The sequence below is a fragment of the Halolamina litorea genome (genome assembly GCF_026616205.1).
GTDB lineage: Archaea > Halobacteriota > Halobacteria > Halobacteriales > Haloferacaceae > Halolamina > Halolamina litorea.
Window position 1 is genome coordinate 178,475 of sequence record NZ_JANHGR010000002.1, and the last position, 16,312, is coordinate 194,786.

At 69.2% G+C, this 16,312-nt stretch carries 16 protein-coding genes; 7 read left to right on the forward strand and 9 right to left on the reverse strand.

Annotated elements, in window-relative coordinates; all coding sequences use genetic code 11:
• Positions 1 to 27: 27 nt before the first annotated feature.
• Entirely contained in the window at positions 28 to 468 is a 441-nt protein-coding gene (locus tag NO998_RS11770) for a universal stress protein (RefSeq protein WP_267647395.1), read from the reverse strand.
• Positions 469 to 1,770 (reverse strand): putative manganese transporter, encoded by a 1,302-nt coding sequence (locus NO998_RS11775; protein ID WP_267647396.1) that lies wholly within the window; start codon positions 1,768 to 1,770, stop codon positions 469 to 471.
• Positions 1,771 to 1,962: 192 nt separating this feature from the next.
• Between NO998_RS11775 and NO998_RS11780 the strand changes: the two genes are divergently transcribed.
• The 5 genes from NO998_RS11780 to NO998_RS11800 all read left to right on the forward strand — a co-directional run bounded on the left by NO998_RS11780 (position 1,963) and on the right by NO998_RS11800 (position 5,530).
• Positions 1,963 to 2,643 carry a TOBE domain-containing protein gene (locus NO998_RS11780; RefSeq protein ID WP_267647397.1) on the forward strand — a complete coding sequence of 227 codons (681 nt, stop codon included), beginning with the start codon at positions 1,963 to 1,965 and terminating at the stop codon, positions 2,641 to 2,643.
• 205 nt (positions 2,644 to 2,848) lie between these two features.
• Positions 2,849 to 3,628, forward strand: coding sequence for an SIMPL domain-containing protein (locus tag NO998_RS11785; protein WP_267647398.1), 780 nt, complete (start codon positions 2,849 to 2,851; stop codon positions 3,626 to 3,628).
• 41 nt (positions 3,629 to 3,669) lie between these two features.
• Complete coding sequence (gene pheA, locus NO998_RS11790) at positions 3,670 to 4,491, forward strand: prephenate dehydratase (protein ID WP_267647399.1); 822 nt, start codon at positions 3,670 to 3,672, stop codon at positions 4,489 to 4,491.
• Between the two features lie 102 nt (positions 4,492 to 4,593).
• Positions 4,594 to 5,043 (forward strand): Hsp20/alpha crystallin family protein, encoded by a 450-nt coding sequence (locus NO998_RS11795; protein ID WP_267647401.1) that lies wholly within the window; start codon positions 4,594 to 4,596, stop codon positions 5,041 to 5,043.
• Between the two features lie 73 nt (positions 5,044 to 5,116).
• Complete coding sequence (locus tag NO998_RS11800) at positions 5,117 to 5,530, forward strand: Hsp20/alpha crystallin family protein (RefSeq protein ID WP_267647402.1); 414 nt, start codon at positions 5,117 to 5,119, stop codon at positions 5,528 to 5,530.
• A gap of 56 nt (positions 5,531 to 5,586) precedes the next feature.
• On the opposite strand, the gene NO998_RS11805 is transcribed toward NO998_RS11800, so the two are convergent.
• Positions 5,587 to 5,772 (reverse strand): hypothetical protein, encoded by a 186-nt coding sequence (locus NO998_RS11805; protein WP_267647403.1) that lies wholly within the window; start codon positions 5,770 to 5,772, stop codon positions 5,587 to 5,589.
• Between the two features lie 75 nt (positions 5,773 to 5,847).
• On the opposite strand from NO998_RS11805, the gene NO998_RS11810 reads away from it, so the two are divergent.
• Complete coding sequence (locus tag NO998_RS11810) at positions 5,848 to 6,384, forward strand: hypothetical protein (protein ID WP_267647404.1); 537 nt, start codon at positions 5,848 to 5,850, stop codon at positions 6,382 to 6,384.
• Positions 6,385 to 6,603: 219 nt separating this feature from the next.
• Complete coding sequence (leuS, locus tag NO998_RS11815; protein WP_267647405.1) at positions 6,604 to 9,471, forward strand: leucine--tRNA ligase; 2,868 nt, start codon at positions 6,604 to 6,606, stop codon at positions 9,469 to 9,471.
• 55 nt (positions 9,472 to 9,526) lie between these two features.
• On the opposite strand, the gene NO998_RS11820 is transcribed toward leuS, so the two are convergent.
• The 6 genes from NO998_RS11820 to trpC all read right to left on the reverse strand — a co-directional run bounded on the left by NO998_RS11820 (position 9,527) and on the right by trpC (position 16,305).
• Positions 9,527 to 11,371 (reverse strand): SLC13 family permease, encoded by a 1,845-nt coding sequence (locus NO998_RS11820; RefSeq protein ID WP_267647406.1) that lies wholly within the window; start codon positions 11,369 to 11,371, stop codon positions 9,527 to 9,529.
• 74 nt (positions 11,372 to 11,445) lie between these two features.
• On the reverse strand, positions 11,446 to 12,435 hold the full coding sequence (locus tag NO998_RS11825) for an ornithine cyclodeaminase family protein (RefSeq protein WP_267647408.1): 990 nt from the start codon (positions 12,433 to 12,435) through the stop codon (positions 11,446 to 11,448).
• A gap of 61 nt (positions 12,436 to 12,496) precedes the next feature.
• The gene (locus tag NO998_RS11830) at positions 12,497 to 13,303 is read right to left on the reverse strand and encodes a 2-amino-3,7-dideoxy-D-threo-hept-6-ulosonate synthase (RefSeq protein WP_267647409.1); all 807 of its coding nucleotides are present in this window, start codon (positions 13,301 to 13,303) and stop codon (positions 12,497 to 12,499) included.
• Positions 13,304 to 13,397: 94 nt separating this feature from the next.
• Positions 13,398 to 14,270 (reverse strand): tryptophan synthase subunit alpha, encoded by an 873-nt coding sequence (gene trpA, locus NO998_RS11835; protein ID WP_267647410.1) that lies wholly within the window; start codon positions 14,268 to 14,270, stop codon positions 13,398 to 13,400.
• On the reverse strand, positions 14,267 to 15,550 hold the full coding sequence (trpB, locus tag NO998_RS11840; RefSeq protein WP_267647411.1) for a tryptophan synthase subunit beta: 1,284 nt from the start codon (positions 15,548 to 15,550) through the stop codon (positions 14,267 to 14,269). Before trpB ends, trpA begins: the two co-directional genes overlap by 4 nt.
• Entirely contained in the window at positions 15,547 to 16,305 is a 759-nt protein-coding gene (gene trpC, locus NO998_RS11845) for an indole-3-glycerol phosphate synthase (RefSeq protein WP_267647412.1), read from the reverse strand. The genes trpB and trpC overlap by 4 nt, the downstream gene beginning before the upstream one ends.
• Positions 16,306 to 16,312 lie beyond the last annotated feature (7 nt).

The window sequence follows — 16,312 nt, forward strand, 5'->3', positions numbered from 1 at the left end:
CCGTACCTCCGCACTCGGGCGATTCGCCTACGCGTCCTCGGCGTGAACCGTCAGGACGGGCACCGGACAGTTCTCGACGACTTCCTCGGCGACGCTCCCCAGTAGCCGGCGGGAGACACCCTCGCGTGCGTGGGTTCCCATCACGACGAGGTCGGCCGCCACGGCCTCGGCCTCGGCGATGATCTCGTCGCCGGGAGTTCCCTCGTGGAGGTCCGTCAGGAGTTCGACGCCGTGGGCCGCGGCGCGCTCCTCGGCGTCGGCGAACGCGCGGGCCGCGGCGTCCTCACCGACCTGCCGGAGCGCGTCCCGGACCTCGTCCTTCGAGACGACGAGCGGGTTCGTGGACGTGTCTACGACGTAGCAGACGTGGACGGTGGCGTCGTGGACCGACGCCAGTTCGAGTGCGTGTTCGAGCGCGGCGGTCGCGTGCTCGCCGCCGTCGGTCGGGACGAGGATTCGGTCGTACATTCAGCCCAACACCCCGAAGCCGTACTGCGTGTACGGCCAGAAGTAGTGCAGGCCGACGCCGACGAGGATCGCGGGGATCGTCGTGTAGATGCTGGCGACGATGGCCGCCTTGAGGTCGATGGCCATCAGCGGGAACAGCGCGTCGCCGTCCTGGCTGATCGCGTTCGCCGCTAACGCGGAGAACGGGAACGCCTGCTCGACCGCGTAGAGTTGGGCGAAGACGATGTGGGCCGCACAGCCGGGGATCAGCCCGAACAGGGCGCCGAGCACCGGCGTCATCACGCCCGCCGACTGGGCGAGCGCCTGAATGTCGAGGGCGAAGATCGCCATCCCGTACTCGTAGACCAGGTAGCCGGCGATGACCCAGACGGTGACCATCGAGGTCTCCATCGCGGTGTGCTGGAACGTCTTGTAGAGGCTCGCGAAGCCGTCCCGAACCCGGCCGGCGTCGCCGTCGCCGATGTAGTGTCGCCCCACGAAGTAGAGGTAGAACGACAGCGTGGTGCCAAGCAGGCCGGCGACGGTGAACAGCCCGTCGTAGGTGAGCGCGACCTCCCAGATCGGCTCGGCTTCGTCCAAGCCGATCGACGCACCCTGCGAGAGGTACATGATCCCGGCGATCAGCGCACCCGTCAGCATCACCCACCAGAGGACGTGGATCCCGTGGCTGACGCGCTCCATCAGTGCCGATTCCGGCAGGTAGCTCGGCAGCCTGCTGCCGCCGTGGTCGTGGCTGTGGTCGTGGCCGTCCGGGCTCTCGTACTCGGGGACGCTCGGACCGCCTTTCGCGACGCTGGTCGTACTGAAGCCGCCGTCGGTCATCGGCCGGCTGAGCCGGGCGACGGCGCTGTCGACGCGGCCGACGCCGAGGCCCCAGAGGTCGATCGAGTAGCCGAACGCCACCGAGGCGACGAACGCGAGGCCGTAGGCGTAGACCGCGGCCTCCGGCGCCAGCGCGAGAATGATGAACGCGGAGTCGCCCGCGGTCGCCCCGAGCGCGGCGACGACGGTGCCGAAGCTGACGGTGCCACGGATGTACAGCGGCATCGCGATGATGGCGCCGCCACAGCCCGGCGTCAGCCCGAGCAGCCCGCCGACCAGCGGCTGGGCGCGTTCGTGTTCCTCGAGCAACTGCGTGAGCTTCCCGTCGAAGCGGTACTGGACCAGACTGAACAGCAGGATGGTCGCGCCGACGAACCCCGAGACCTGTACGAACCCCTCGCGCCAGGAACCGATCAGGATGTTAAGCGCCTCCTGGACGACCGGGCCGAACGTCCCCGCCGGGAGCTGGAGCGGTATCACAGCGAACCACCGTCGTTCCGGTTCAGCGCACAACAGCGCGCTGACCGCATGTGTCCGTTACGCATGGTGTTGTCTATCGTAGCCTGTGGACCCGAACCATATAGTTGTTCTCTTCGCACTCTATTTTTAGACGCATCAAATTCTTTCCCCCTCGTGGGGAACTGTTTAGGCGGCGCTCGTCCCAGCGAGGGTATGGACGCAGGGTTCGACGCGACGCTTCGGGCCGACGGGGTGGCGTTCAGTCAGCGCGACGCCGAGTTGCTCCGGACCGTCGACGACGCGGGGTCGCTCAACGCCGCCGCCGAGGAGTTGGGCCGGTCCTACTCCCGGGCCCACGACCGACTCACCGAACTTGAGGGTGCGTTCGGCTCGCTCGTCGAGCGTCGCCGGGGTGGCAGCGGCGGCGGCGGCAGCACGCTGACCGACCGCGCTCACGAGCTGTTGGCGGCGTTCGACCGCCTGCGGACGGGCTACAGCGCCATCGCCGAGACCGGTGAAACGGTGCTCGAGGGCGTCGTCGTCGGCCGCGACGGTGAACTCGGAACCGTCGAAACTGCCGCCGGCACCGTCCGGGCGCTCGTCCCGGGCGACGCAGAAACCGTCGAGGTGGTGCTCCGCACCGACGCCGTGACGCTCCACGACCCCGCGGACGCGCCGGCGGGCAGCGAGACCAGCGCACGGAACCGGTTCTCGGGCGAGGTCGTCGATATCGACCGCGGCGAATCGGTCTGTCTGGTCTCGGTCGCGGTCGGCGCCGAGGAGCCGCTCTCGGCGCTGGTGACCGAGGAGAGCCGGGAACGGCTCGGCCTCGAACCCGGCCGCGAGGTGGTGGCGTCGTTCAAGGCGACGGCGACACGCGCGACACCACGGTAACGAGCAACCGTGGTGGTGTAAGCGACACCACGGTAACGACCAACCGTGGTGGTGTAAGCGACACCACGGTGAGGGGCAACCGTGGTGGTGCAAGCGCTTCTCGACGGGCGACACGGCGCTACACGCGACCCGACGGTCTCCGTTTGTCTCCCCTTACTCCGAGTAGTCCCGTCTGAACAATACGGCCGGCCGCCGTGGTCCGTTCATGTCCAGCCGAGCGATCCTTACCGTCGGAATCGCCGCGGTCGTCCTCCTCAGCAGCAGCGTCGTCGTCGCCACCATCGCCGGCCCGGCGGCGGGTGAACCGAACCCACAGACACAGATGAACGCCCAGGAACAGCCCACCGACCCGCTGTCGAGCGGCACCATCGAGGTCACGGCGAGCGCCGAGCGCACGGCGTCGCCCGACGCCGCCACGATCAGACTGGCCGTGATTGCCCGGGCTGAGTCCGCCGACGCCGCCCGGGAGGGCGTCGCGGAGAACGCCTCCCGGATGCGGGCGGCGCTCCGTGAGGCCGGCGTCGATGACGACGCCGTCCGGACCACCTACTACGACCTCGGGGAGGAGTACGAGCGGACCGAGAACGGCTCCCGGGTCGCCGGCTACCGGGCCGCACAGGGCTTCGCCGTCGAGGTCGTCGCCGACGACCTCGGCAACCGGACCGGGGCGATCCTCGACGCCGCGGTGGGCAACGGCGCTACCCGCGTCGACGGCGTCCAGTTCACGCTGAGCGAGGAGACCAGACGCGACCTCAGACAGGAGGCGCTCGGGGCCGCGATGGCCAACGCCGACCGGGACGCGAGCACGCTCGCCGACGCGGCCAACCGTACGATCGCGGGGGTCTACTCCGTCTCGACGATGGATGCCGACGTACGGCCGGTTCGGGCGGACGTTCAGTTCGAGGCCGCCACGGAGGGGACCAGCTTCGAGCCCGGCCCCGTCACCGTCTCGGCGACCGTTTCGGTGACCTACCGACTCGACTGATCCCCGACGCGTTTTTCCCCGCCCCTCGCAACGGGTGGAGTATGCAGGTCGTCACGCTCGGGCCAGCCGGGACCTACTCGCACCGTGCCGCGAGTTCGATTGCCGCCGACGGCCCGGTGGTGTTCCGGGAGTCGGTGACGGAGATCGTCGCGGCCGTCGCCGACGGGGAGTTCGAGCGGGGCGTCGTCCCCGTCGAGAACAGCATCGAGGGCTCGGTCGACGAGAGCCTCGACGCGCTGGCGGACCGCGAGGTCAGCGTCGTGCAGGAGATCGTCTCGCCGATCCGGCACGCGCTGCTGGCACAGGGCCCGGAGTTCGAGGTCGTCGCCTCCCACCCGCAGGCGCTGGCACAGTGCCGTGAGTACCTGACCGAACACTATCCCGACGTGGCCCAGGAGGCCGTGGCGTCGACGGCCCGCGGGGTCGAACGCGCCCGCGAGGATCCCTCGGTGGCGGCGATCGGGCACCCGGCCAACGCCAACGACGACGGCGACACGCTCCAGCGCATCGCCGAGAACATTCAGGACCGGGACTCGAACGCCACGCGCTTCCTCGTCGTCGCCCCCGAGAGCGAGCGCTCGACGGCGGGCGGGAAGACCAGTCTCGTCGTCTATCCCGGCGCGAACTACCCCGGCCTCCTGCTCGAACTGCTGGAGGCCTTTGCCACCCGGGACATCAACCTCTCGCGGGTGGAGTCCCGCCCGAGCGGTCGCCGACTCGGGGACTACTGCTTCCACTTCGACATCGAGGCCGGCCTCTACGAGGCCCGGACCGAGGAGGCCCTGAGCGAGATCGAAGCCGTCTGTGCCGACGGCTGGGTCCGACGGCTCGGCTCCTACGACACCCGCCACGTCGTCGAGTGATCGGCCCGCCGTCGACGCCCGCTCGTCGGCGATCCCGGTCCCCTCGGCGGATCTCTCGACGTGGCAACAATCCTTAACAGCTCGGCGACCCTCCGTTCGAACATGACTGATCGACGAGACCCGTTCAAGGAGATCGAGGAGCTGTTCGAACAGCTGAACGACGGCTTCGCGGACATGAGCCGGGAGTTCGGTGAGGAGTTCGGCGACGACCTCGCCGCGAACGTCGGCGGCCGAGCGATCCACGTCGACGTGGCCGACGCCGGCGACGAGATCGTCGTCGTCGCCGACGTGCCCGGCTTCGACGTCGAGGACATCGATGTCTCTGTCACCGACCGCCAACTCAGTATCGCGGCCGAGCACAGCGAGACGACCGAGGACGAGGAGACGGAGTACTACCGCCGCGAGCGCAGCCAGCGGGCGGTCAGTCGGACCGTCCCACTCCCCACCGACGTGGAGGAGCGCGAGGCAAACGCGAGCTACGAGAACGGCGTCCTCACGGTCACGCTCCCGAAGGCCGACGAGGACGGCGGCATCGATATCGAAGTCAGCTAACGGCGACGGGATAGCACGGCTCAGTACGTCTTTATGCCCTCAGCGAGCGTCTCTGTCTTCTGGTGAAGAACTAATGCGTACTGACACCTTCGACGACATCGACCGCCTCTTCGACCGAATGCAGCGCGTCGCCGGCTTCGAGCAGTCCGGGGGCTGGCACGGGGACGGGTCGATGCGGGTGGATCTCTCGGAGCACGACGACGACCTCGTGGTCGTCGCCGACCTCCCCGGGTTCGACCGTGAGGAGATCGACCTCTCCGTCGACGACGACCGCCTGGTCATCGGCGCCAGCCACGACGAGATGGCCGACGACGAGGGCGAGAGCTACCTCCGGCGGGAGCGCCGGTCCAGCGCCATCCGGCGCACCATCGCCCTCCCCACGACCGTCGACGCCGAGGCGGCGCACGCCAGCTACACCAACGGTGTGCTGACGGTCACGCTGCCCAAGAAGATGGCCGACGACGGCCACCGGATCGACATCGACTGACGCGGTCCGCCTCTGACAGCCCCTTGGCCCCGCCCTTCCTCACCCCTCCTCGCTGATCAGTTGTCGGTGAACCGCGCGACGGCGTAGTCGCTGGCGATCGAGAAGGCGAAGAAGAGCACCGGCACCGAGAGCGTCACGAACGGGTCGACGCCGTCCGTCGCGGCGCCGTAGACGAGCAACACCACCAACACCGCGAACGCGCGAAGCAGACGGGTCTGGAGCGGTTTCCCGACGATATCCATACCGGTCCCTCGTTCCTCGCGCCGAAGAACCCCGCGGTCGGTATCGTTTTGTCGCCCATCGCCGAAGGCCGGGCCGTGTCAGTTCCACTCACTCGGCGTGTGGTCGCGGCCGCGTTCGGAGCGGTCGCGGTCTGGCGCGCGCTGAGCGGCGTCGCCGCCATCGTCCGGTGGCTCTGGGTGGGTGAGTTCCTCGGCAACGGCTCGATGTCGCTGCTGTTGATCACGGTGCTCGTCGGCCCCATCGTCGGCGCCGTCGCGGGCGACGCCGCCCTCCGACGGGGGTTCTGGTCGCGCTCCCGGGCGGCGAACCGCCGACGGACCGCGGCGCTGGTCGGCCTCCTCCTCGGGCCGTTCGCCGCGACCACGGCGGTTCGGTGGCTCCTCGACGGAACCACGTCGCTGCCGCTCCACGGTCTCGTGACGCTCTCGGTGACGGCGTTCGTGCTGCTCGCGGCGTTCGGTTCAGGCCGCGACCAGCGAGAAGACGGCGACGGCAGCCCCGACAGCCAGCGCCGGGACGGCGGCGCCGATGGGGAGGTAGCCCGCGAGCGCACCCAGCGTGACGGGCACCATCGCCAGCAGACAGACGAGCCCAAGCCCGAACGCCAGTAGGGGGGCACCGTCACGGACGGTTTCTGACACCTCGGGGGAGCCGCTTGCGCTGGCCATACTTGTGAGAGTAGCGGACGGTTCGGTGCAAAAGGGCTTCGGTCGGGTGGTCCCCGTGCCAATGCGGGCCACGGAGTCCGAACGGCCGCTGATCGCCGTCGTTGCCGGCCGCGCCAGTCAGAACTGATGGGTATTTTTACGGCGGGACCGGCACTCACGGGTATGGACTACGACCCGCAGGAGATCGAGGAGCGCTGGCGGCAGCGCTGGCGGGAGAGCGGCCGCTACGAGGCCGATCCCGTGCCGGAGGAAGAGGGTGAGGACGCCACCTTCGTCACCGTCCCCTACCCCTACCCCAGCGGTGGGATGCACATCGGCCACGCCCGCACGTACACGGTGCCGGACGCCTACGCGCGCTACCGACGCCAGCAGGGCGACAACGTCCTGTTCCCGATGGCGTGGCACGTCACTGGCACGCCGATCATCGGCGCCGTCGAGCGCCTGAAGAAGGGCGAGGAGGAACAGCTCTCGGTGCTGCAGGACACCTACAACGTCCCCGACGAGGACCTGAGCGACCTCGAGACGCCGATGGGGTTTGCGGAGTACTTCATCGAGGAACACTACAAGAAGGGGATGCAGTCGCTGGGGCTCTCCGTCGACTGGCGCCGGGAGTTCACCACGAACGACGAGCGCTACTCGCAGTTCATCAGCTGGCAGTACCAGACGCTCAAGGAGCGGGGGCTGGTCGAGAAGGGGCTCCACCCGGTTAACTACTGCACCGAGGAGGAACAGCCAGTCACCACCCACGACCTGCTGGAGGGTGAGGACGCCGAGTTCCAGGAGTACACGCTGGTCCGCTTCCGCGGTGACAGCCCCGACGACGGCGAGGCCGTGTTCCCGATGGCCACCCTCCGCCCCGAGACGGTTCGGGGCGTGACAAACGCCTACGTCAATCCCGAGGCGACGTACGTCCGCGCGAGCGTCGACGGCGAGACGTGGGTCATCTCGGCCGACGCCGCCGAGAAGTTCGACCTGCAGGACCGCGAGGTCGAGATCGAGGCCGAGTTCGCCGGCAGCGATATCGTCGGCACGAGCGTCGAGAACCCCATCACGGGCGAGGACGTGCTGGTCCTGCCCGCCGGCTTCGTCGACGCCGACAACGCCACGGGCGTCGTGATGTCCGTCCCGGCGCACTCGCCGGACGACTACGTCGCGCTGGGGGAACTCAAAGAGCGCGCCGACGACCTGACGGAGTACGGGATCGACCCCGACGCCGTCCGGGCCATCGAGCCGATCCCGATCCTCTCCGTCGAGGGCTACGGCGAGGTGCCGGCCCGCGACGCCGTCGACTCCCGCGGGATCACGTCGAGCGACGACCCCGAACTGGAGGAGGCGACGAACGACCTCTACAACGCCGAGTTCCACTCCGGCGTGATGAACGACGAGTACGGCGAGTTCGCCGGCGAAGTCGTCGAGGACGTGCGCGAGCGCTTCCGCGAGGCCCACGCCGGCGACGCCTTCGACACGATGCAGGAGTTCTCCGAGGAGGTCGTCTGTCGCTGTGGCGGCGACGTGGAGGTGGCCTATCAGGACACCTGGTTCCTGCGCTACAACGACGAGGACTGGATGGCCAAGACCCGGAAGGCCATCGCCAACCTCGACGCCATCCCCGAGAACACCCGCGGCGAGTACGAACACACCGTCGGCTGGCTGAACGAGTGGCCCTGCATCCGGAACTACGGACTGGGCACGCGCCTGCCGTGGGACACGGACTTCGTCATCGAGCCGCTGTCGGACTCGACGCTGTACATGTCCTACTACACGGTCGCCCCGCACATTCAGGACGTGCCCGTCGAGGACCTGGACAAGGAGTTCTTCGACGCGATGTTCTACGGCGCCGAGGCCGTCGACGACGCCGACGAGCGCGCGCTGGAACTGGGTGAGGAGTGGGACTACTGGTACCCCGTCGACTACCGGTTCTCGGGCAACGACCTGATCACGAACCACTTGACGTTCTACCTCTACCACCACGCCGAGTTCTTCCCCGAGCCGAAGTGGCCACAGGGCATCGTCGTCATGGGGATGGGCCTGCTGGAGGGCCAGAAGATGTCCTCCTCGAAGGGCCACGTCGTGCTGCCCGGTGAAGCCATCTCCGAGTTCGGCGCCGACACGGTGCGGTTCTTCCTGCTGAACGCCTCCGAGCCGTGGCAGGACTACGACTGGCGCGAGGACGCCGTCGAGAGCACGCACAACCAACTGCGGCGGTTCTACAACCGCAGCCAGGAGCTGATCGAGGGGCCCGCCGGCGACGAGGAGGCCACGAACGACGTGGACCGCTGGCTGCTCTCGAAGCTCCAGTCAACCATCGAGACGGCGACCGAGGCGATGGAGGGCTCGGAGACCCGGACCGCCACGCAGGCGGCGTTCTACGGCTTCGACGAGCACCTGAAGTGGTACCGTCGCCGCGCCGACCTCGACCGGCCGGGCGCCCGCTGGACGCTCCGGCACGTCCTCGAAACCCGACTGCGCCTGCTGGCGCCGTTCACGCCGTTCCTGGCGAACGAACTCCACGAGGAGCTGACGGGTACGGCCGCCGAGGACGCGCCGTGGCCCGAGGTCGACGAGGGCCTGCAGGCCCCCGACCTGGAACTGCAGGAGGCTCGTGTCCAGACGCTCGTCGACGACATCAACGAGGTCGCCGACGTGACCGACACCGACCCCGAGGTCGTCCGCATCTACGCCGCCGCCGACTGGAAGCGGCAGGTGTTCGACGCCGTCCGCGAGGTCGGCGCCGACGTGGGTGCGGTGATGAGCGAGGTCATGAGCGACCCCGACCTGCGCGAGCGCGGGAACGAGGTCAACCAGATCGCACAGGACGCCGTCGAGTTCGCCCGCGACTACGACGAGGAGGAACTCGCGGACCTGCTCGCGATGGACGAGCGTGCCGCCTACGAGAACGCCGCGCCGTTCCTCGGCCGCGAGTTCGGCGCCGAGGTCGAAGTGTACGCGGAGGACGACGAGGACGTGGTCGACCCCGCGGACCGCGCGGGCAACGCCATCCCGTTCCGGCCGGCGATCCACCTCGAGTAAACCGCCGCGGCGCCGCTTTTTCCGTTCTTTCGACGCTTCCCACTACCCGCCAGCCTCAGCGCACGCCCCAGAAGAACGCCAGCCCGAGCGTCGTCACCACCGCCAGCAGCAACTGCAGCGGCGCACCCACCCGGACGTAGTCGCCGAACGTGTAGCCGCCGGGGCCGTACACCATGAGGTTCGTCTGGTAGCCGATCGGCGTCGTGAACGCGCTGGAGCCCGCGAACATCACACCGAGCAGGAACGTCAGTTCGTTGGCGCCGACGCGGGCGGCGGCGTCGACGGCGACGGGGATCATCAACACCACGCTCGCCGGCGGCGTGATGAGGTTGGCGAGCACCCCCGTCAGGAGGTACACCAGTCCGAGCACGACCAGCAGCGGGAGGGCGCTCGCGCTCGCGACCAACAGCCCCGCGAGCAGTTGGTCGCCGCCGGTGCGCTGCATCGCCAGCCCCAGCGGGATCACCCCCGCGAGCAGGAAGATGACGTTCCAACTCACGGCGCCGTAGGCCTCGCTCGGCCGCAGACAGTCGGTCGCCACCATCACCACCACCCCGGCCAGCGCCGCGATGACGACGGGGAGCAGGTCGAGCGCCGCGACGCCGATGACGGCGATCAGGATGCCGAGCGCGAGCGGCGTCTTCGGGTCGAGTGGCTCCGGTTCCTCCTCGGGGGGCCGCAGTTCGTCGGGGAACTGCGTGAGCACCACGTCGCCGCGCTCGCCGAGGTGTGCGACCGCCGCGGAGGTGGTCTGGAGCAGTAGCGTGTCGCCGGCCCCCAGGGTCACCTCGCTCAGCCCCTCCCGGAGCACGCCGTCGCTACGCCGCACCGCCAGCACCGTCGTCTCGAAGCGCTCGGGGAGTTCCGTCTCGGCGACGGTCCGGCCGACCAGCCGGGACTCCGCGGGGAGCACCACCTCCGCCAGCGCGCCGGGGTGGGCAGTCTCGCTCAGGTCGGCTTCGGTGACCTCCTCACGGCTCAGTTGTCGGAGGTCGAACCCCTCGCCGACGCGGTTGACGGTCTGTCGGCTGGCCTGGACCGTCAGCACGTCGTCGGCCTCGATGCGCTGGTCGCTCCGCGGGGCGAGGTACGCCTCGCCGTTGCGGGTCAGTTGGAGGAAGTGGAACCCGTCGCCCTCGGTGGCCACGTCGACCATCGCCGTCGCCTCCCGGACGGTCATCCCCACGAGCGGGGAGTCCTCCCGAACCCGAAGGCGGGCGAGGTGGTCCTCCAAGTCGAACGCCTCGGTCAGGTCAGAGGCGGGGTCGACCCGCGCCGGGGTGAGCCACCGGCCGACCGTGAGGAGGTAGGCCGTGCCGACCATCAACACGACGACGCCGAGTTTCGTGAACTCGAACATCGACAGGGGCGCCCCGAGGAGTTCGGCGGCGAGGTCGCTGGCGAGGACGTTCGTCGCCGTCCCAACGAGCGTGAGGGTGCCGCCGAGCATGGCGGCGTAGGAGAGCGGCAGGAGGAGCTTCGAGGGCGAGATGCCGTTCCGGTCGGCCAGCCCGGTGATCATCGGGATCAGCACGGCGACGACCGGCGTGTTGTTGATGACCCCTGCGGCGAGGCCGGTCGAGCCAACCGTCGCCCCGAGGATACGCCGTTCGTCGCCGCCGGTCAGCCGTTCGAGGTAGCCGCCGGCACGGCTGACGATTCCCGTCCGCTGGACGCCCTCGCTGAGCATGTACATGGCGACGATGGTGAGCGTCGCCGGACTCGAGAACCCGGAGAGCGCCTCGGTGGCGCCGATGCCGGTCCAGGGTTCGAACACCACCAACGACACCAGTACGCCGATGGCGGTGATGTCGTTGGGCAGCCACTCGGTGATAAAGAGGACCAGGGCGGCGACGATGAGCCCGAACACGAGCAGCGTTCCGGGGGTGATCGGCGCCATTTGCGCTCGCTTCGCTCGCCCCCACTAAATACCCGTCCACCGGGACCGGCGGGGTCCCGCGGCGAACCGGCCGATCAGGCCAGTCCGAGCAGGTCGAAGCTGGTGCCGTTCCCCTCGGCCTCGGCGTGCTCGTAGACGACGTGGGCGGCGGCGACGTCCTGGATCGCCAGCCCGGTCGAGTCGAAGACGGTCACGCCGTCCTCGGTGGTGCGGCCGGCCTTGTCGCCGACGATGATCTCGCCGATCTCGCCGTAGATGTCGTCGTCGTCGAGGATCCCCTGGCTCCACGGGACGTTGATCTCGCCGGAGTGGGTACACTGGGCGTAGTCGTCGATGACCAGCTTCGCGTTCTGGAGGATCTCGTCGGCGATCTCGTGTTTCCCCTCGGCGTCGGCGCCCATCCCGTTGATGTGGGTGTGCTCGCCCACGTCGTCGGGGCCGACGATCGGGTCACGAACGGGCGTGACCGTCGAGAGCACGTCACAGTGGCCGGCCTCGCTGATCGAGCCCTCGCGCACGTCGAAGCGGTCCTCGAAGGCATCGATGAAGGCGGCGACGCGGGCGTCGTCGAGGTCCGAGACGACGACCTCCTCGATATCCCGGACCTCGGAGATGGCCTCCAGTTGGGTGTAGGCCTGCACGCCCGCGCCGACGATCCCGAGCGAGGAGGCGTCGGGGTGGGCGAGTCGGTGAGTGGCGACGGCGGCGGCCGCGCCGGTGCGCTGCATCGTGAGTTCGGTACCGTCCATGATCGACAGGGGGAACGCGTTCTCCGGCTCGGAGTAGATCATCGTCCCCATCACGGTCGGCAGGTCGAACTGCTCCTCGTTGTCGGTGTGGACGTTGACCCACTTGATCCCGGCGGCGTCCCAGTCGCCGGCGTCGAGGTAGGCCGGCATCGATCGGAAGTCGCCGTTGTACTGGGGCAGGTCGATGTAGGACTTCGCGGGCATCTTCGCGTCGCCCCGCTCGTAGGCGGCAAAGGCCTCCTCGATGGCCGGGATCAGCTCCGACATCGAGGTGTTGTGGTGAACGTCCTCGCTATTGAGAAGCAGCGTTTCCATGGCCACGCGTACCGTTGGGGGCCCCTTAACTGTGTCACAATCACCGTCGAGCGGCGTCGTGTCAGCCCTCGAAACCGCCGGCCATCAGTGCGTCGTCGACGCTCGCGTCGTCGTGGATCACGGCTGACACCGCCGCCGCGATCTGTTCTGGGTCCTCGTGCTGGAAGATGCTCCGGCCCATCGAGACGCCGCTCGCGCCGGCGTCCATCGCGCCGCGGACCATCTCGACGGTCTGGCGGTTCGTCCCCTTGCTGCCGCCGGCGATCAGCACCGGCAGGTCGGTCGACTCGACGACGTGCTCGAAGCTCTCGGCGTCGCCGGAGTAGCCCGTCTTTACGAGGTCGGCACCGAGCTCCTCGCCGAGTCGGACCGCGTGGCCGAGCGCCTCGGGGTCGGTGCTGTCGACGCCCTCCCCGCGGGCGTAGGTCATCGCCAGCACGGGCACGCCGTACTCGCGTGCGTCCTTCGTGACCTCGGCGAGTTGCTCGATCTGTTTCGGTTCGTGCTGATTGCCGACGTTGAGGTGGAGAGAGACGGCGTCGGCGCCGGCCTGCACGGCCTCCTTGACGGTCCCGGTGACGCGCTTGTCGTCGGCGTCGGGGCCGATGCTGGTCGAGGCGTTCAGGTGCACGACGTAGCCCGCGCCGTTCTTGTTCGGGTGGACGCGTGGGGCGATCCCTTTCTGGGTCAGGACGGCGTCGGCGCCGCCGCGGGTGACGGCGTCGATGGTCGATTCGATGTCGGCCAGCCCCTGGACGGCCCCGAGGGTGATCCCGTGGTCCATCGGGACCATCAGGATCTTCCCGTCGGTGGAGAGGCGGTCGAGTCGTGCGGCTCTGCCGGCGTCGGTGGGTGTGTGTCGGGTCATGAGTCGGTGTGTCGCGTGCCGGCAGCGTTCGGCCGGCTGGTGGGTGTGGTAATCTGTGGCAACCGGGGGCTTGAGCGTTGCGCTCCTTCTCGCCCTATTGGCCTTCCGCTTCCGGTGATTCACGGGCGCCACGCAGCGCCCCCTGCTTCAGTTCGTGAGCCTTCTCCCGCAGGTCGCCGGCCACGTCGGCGGTGGCGCGGTCGTTCTCGACGCCGTCGGCGATGATGTCGACCAGCGCGGAGCCGACGATGATGCCGTCGGCGCCCGCCGAGACGACCCGCGCGGCGTGGTCGCCGCTGGAGATGCCGAACCCGACTGCCTTCGGCACGTCCCAGTCGGCGATCCGGGCGAGGCTCTCCGCGGTCTGGTCGGACACGTCAGCCTGAGCGCCCGTGACGCCCATGCGGGCCTGCACGTACACGTAGCCCGAGACCTGCTCGCGGATCGTGTCGAGGCGGGCCTCGGTCGTCGTCGGCGCGACGATGAACACGAGGTCGAGGTCGAACTCGTCGCAGGCCGCGCGCAGGTCGTCGGCCTCCTCGGCGGGCAGGTCCGGGATGACGAAGCCGTCGATGCCGACCTCGGCGGCGCGCTTCACGAACGGGCGCGGGCCGGGGGCCTCGTAGTCGCCCTCGCCCGCCTTGGTGCCGGAATCGGCGCCGTAGCGGAACAGGAGGTTGTAGTAGGTCATGCAGACCAGCGGCACGTCCACGTCGAGGTCCTCGACGAACTCGAAGTACGCCTCGGGGGTGATACCGCCCGACAGCGAGCGGACGACCGCCTTCTGGATCGTCGGCCCCTCGGCGATCGGCTCCGAGAAGGGCAGGCCGAGTTCGATGCAATCGGCGCCGCCCTCGACGAGGGCTTCGACGTACTGCTTCGAGGACGCGATGTCGGGGTCGCCGACGGCGAGATAGGGAATGAACGCCGGGTCGTCCGTCGCGAACGCCTCGGGGAGTCGGCTCATAGCCCCCCCGCGAACTCGCTCATGTCCGGCGCGTTCGGGATGTCGCGCTTGTCGGTCTCCTCGATGACGGTTTCGAGGTCCTTGTCGCCGCGACCGGAGAGGTTGACGACGATCCGGTCGCCGAGCGCCTCGCGGGCACCCTCGTCGGGGTCCGCGTCGGGGCCGAGTTGTTCCTCGAGGTACGCCAGCGCGTGGGAACTCTCCAATGCGGGGATGATCCCCTCCTCCTGGGAGAGCCGGTGGAACGCTTCGAGCGCGGCGTCGTCGCCGACGTTGACGGCGCCGACGCGGTCCTCGTCGACGAGATAGGCCAGTTCGGGCCCGACACCGGCGTAGTCGAGGCCGGCCGAGACGGAGTGGGACTCGACGATCTGGCCCCACTCGTCCTGTAGCACCTTCGTGCGGGCGCCGTGGAGGACGCCCTGCCCGCCCGTCGAGAGCGAGGCGGAGTTGGGTGCGACGCCCTCCTCCTCGTCGACGGCGAGCGAGGAGCCCCCGGCCTCGACGGCCAGCAGGCTCACGTTCTCGTCGTCGACGAACCGCGCGAACGCGCCCATCGTGTTCGAGCCGCCGCCGGCACAGGCGACGACCGAGTCCGGGAGCGTGCCGAACTGCTCCTCGGACTGCTTGCGCGCCTCCTCGCTGATGACCGACTGGAACTCCCGAACCATCTCCGGGAACGGCGCGGGGCCGACGACGCTGCCGACGACGTAGTGGGTGTCGTCGACGTTGGTCGCCCAGTCCCGCATCGTCTCGCTGATGGCCTCCTTGAGGGTGCCTCGCCCCGCCGTGACGGGGTTGAGCTCGGCGCCGTTGATGCGCATGCGGAAGACGTTGGGCCGCTGGCGGCCGATGTCGGTCTCTCCCATGTAGATCTCACAGGGCATGTCGAGGTGGGCCGCCGCCATCGCCGTCGCGGTGCCGTGCTGGCCCGCGCCGGTCTCGGCGACGATGCGCTCCTTGCCCATGTACTTCGCCAGCAGCACCTGCCCCAGCGCGTTGTTGAGCTTGTGGGCGCCGCCGTGGACGAGGTCCTCGCGTTTGAGGTAGACCTCCCGCCCGTAGCGTTCCGAGAGGTGTTCGGCGTGCTGGAGCGGCGTCGGCCGGCCGCCGAACTGTCGCAGACGCTCGCGGAACTCGTCCACGAAGCCGTCCTCGTTCTCCAGCACGTAGCGCTCGTAGGCGTCCCGCAGCTCCTCGATTGCGGGCATCAGCGCCTCGGGCACGTACTGGCCCCCGTACTCCCCGAACTTCCCGTCCGCGGCTGAATCAGAACTCATGCGTTGACAAAATCGCTCGTGTTCTCCCGTGGGTCGCCGTCCATGATAGCGGTGCCGATGAGCAGGCCGTCGGCGCCCGCCTCGCGCATCCGCCGGACCTCCGCGGCCGACGAGATACCCGATTCCGCGAGCAGCGTCGCCGACTCGGGCACGGCAGGCGCGACCGCCTCGAACGTCCCGAGGTCGGTCTCCAGCGCGGCCAGATCGCGGTTGTTGATCCCGATGATCTCCGCGCCGGCGTCGACGGCCGCCGCGACCTCGTCCTCGCTGTGGACTTCGACCAGTACCCCCATCCCGCGCTCCCGGGCGGCGTCGATCATCGGCGCCAGGTCGTCGCCGAGGAAGCGGGCGATCAGCAGCACCACGTCGGCCTCGACGGCGTCCAACTGGGACTCCGTCAGGAGGAAGTCCTTGCGCAGGACGGGCACGTCGACGGCCTCGCGGACGCGCTCGTAGTTCTCGACGCTCCCCCCGAAGTGCTCGGGTTCGGTGAGCACCGAGAGCGCGGCGGCGCCGCCGGCGACCATCTCCCGAGCCAGTTCGACCGGGTCGCCCTCGTTGGTCCCCTCCGTCGTGGGGCTGGTGGGCTTGACCTCGGCGACGACCGGGTTCCGGCCGTCGGCCTTGGCGGCGTCGAAGGCCGCCGGGAGCGACCGAGCGTCGTCCACGGCCACCCGCGACGACCCGCCGGGGCGCTCCCGGGCGGCGTCGAGGATGGACTGCACCGCGGGCGCCACCTCGTTGCTGCTGTTCATAGTTGTA

Excerpts from the sequence above, each read along its gene's own strand:
- NO998_RS11785 (WP_267647398.1), top strand. The coding sequence starts at position 2,849 with ATGTCCAGCCGAGCGATCCTTACCGTCGGAATCGCCGCGGTCGTCCTC.
- NO998_RS11795 (WP_267647401.1), top strand. The coding sequence starts at position 4,594 with ATGACTGATCGACGAGACCCGTTCAAGGAGATCGAGGAGCTGTTCGAA.
- pheA (WP_267647399.1), top strand. The coding sequence starts at position 3,670 with ATGCAGGTCGTCACGCTCGGGCCAGCCGGGACCTACTCGCACCGTGCC.
- NO998_RS11830 (WP_267647409.1), bottom strand. The coding sequence starts at position 13,303 with ATGACCCGACACACACCCACCGACGCCGGCAGAGCCGCACGACTCGAC.
- NO998_RS11770 (WP_267647395.1), bottom strand. The coding sequence starts at position 468 with ATGTACGACCGAATCCTCGTCCCGACCGACGGCGGCGAGCACGCGACC.
- trpA (WP_267647410.1), bottom strand. The coding sequence starts at position 14,270 with ATGAGCCGACTCCCCGAGGCGTTCGCGACGGACGACCCGGCGTTCATT.
- NO998_RS11820 (WP_267647406.1), bottom strand. The coding sequence starts at position 11,371 with ATGGCGCCGATCACCCCCGGAACGCTGCTCGTGTTCGGGCTCATCGTC.
- NO998_RS11780 (WP_267647397.1), top strand. The coding sequence starts at position 1,963 with ATGGACGCAGGGTTCGACGCGACGCTTCGGGCCGACGGGGTGGCGTTC.
- NO998_RS11800 (WP_267647402.1), top strand. The coding sequence starts at position 5,117 with ATGCGTACTGACACCTTCGACGACATCGACCGCCTCTTCGACCGAATG.
- leuS (WP_267647405.1), top strand. The coding sequence starts at position 6,604 with ATGGACTACGACCCGCAGGAGATCGAGGAGCGCTGGCGGCAGCGCTGG.
- trpC (WP_267647412.1), bottom strand. The coding sequence starts at position 16,305 with ATGAACAGCAGCAACGAGGTGGCGCCCGCGGTGCAGTCCATCCTCGAC.
- NO998_RS11825 (WP_267647408.1), bottom strand. The coding sequence starts at position 12,435 with ATGGAAACGCTGCTTCTCAATAGCGAGGACGTTCACCACAACACCTCG.
- NO998_RS11805 (WP_267647403.1), bottom strand. The coding sequence starts at position 5,772 with ATGGATATCGTCGGGAAACCGCTCCAGACCCGTCTGCTTCGCGCGTTC.
- trpB (WP_267647411.1), bottom strand. The coding sequence starts at position 15,550 with ATGAGTTCTGATTCAGCCGCGGACGGGAAGTTCGGGGAGTACGGGGGC.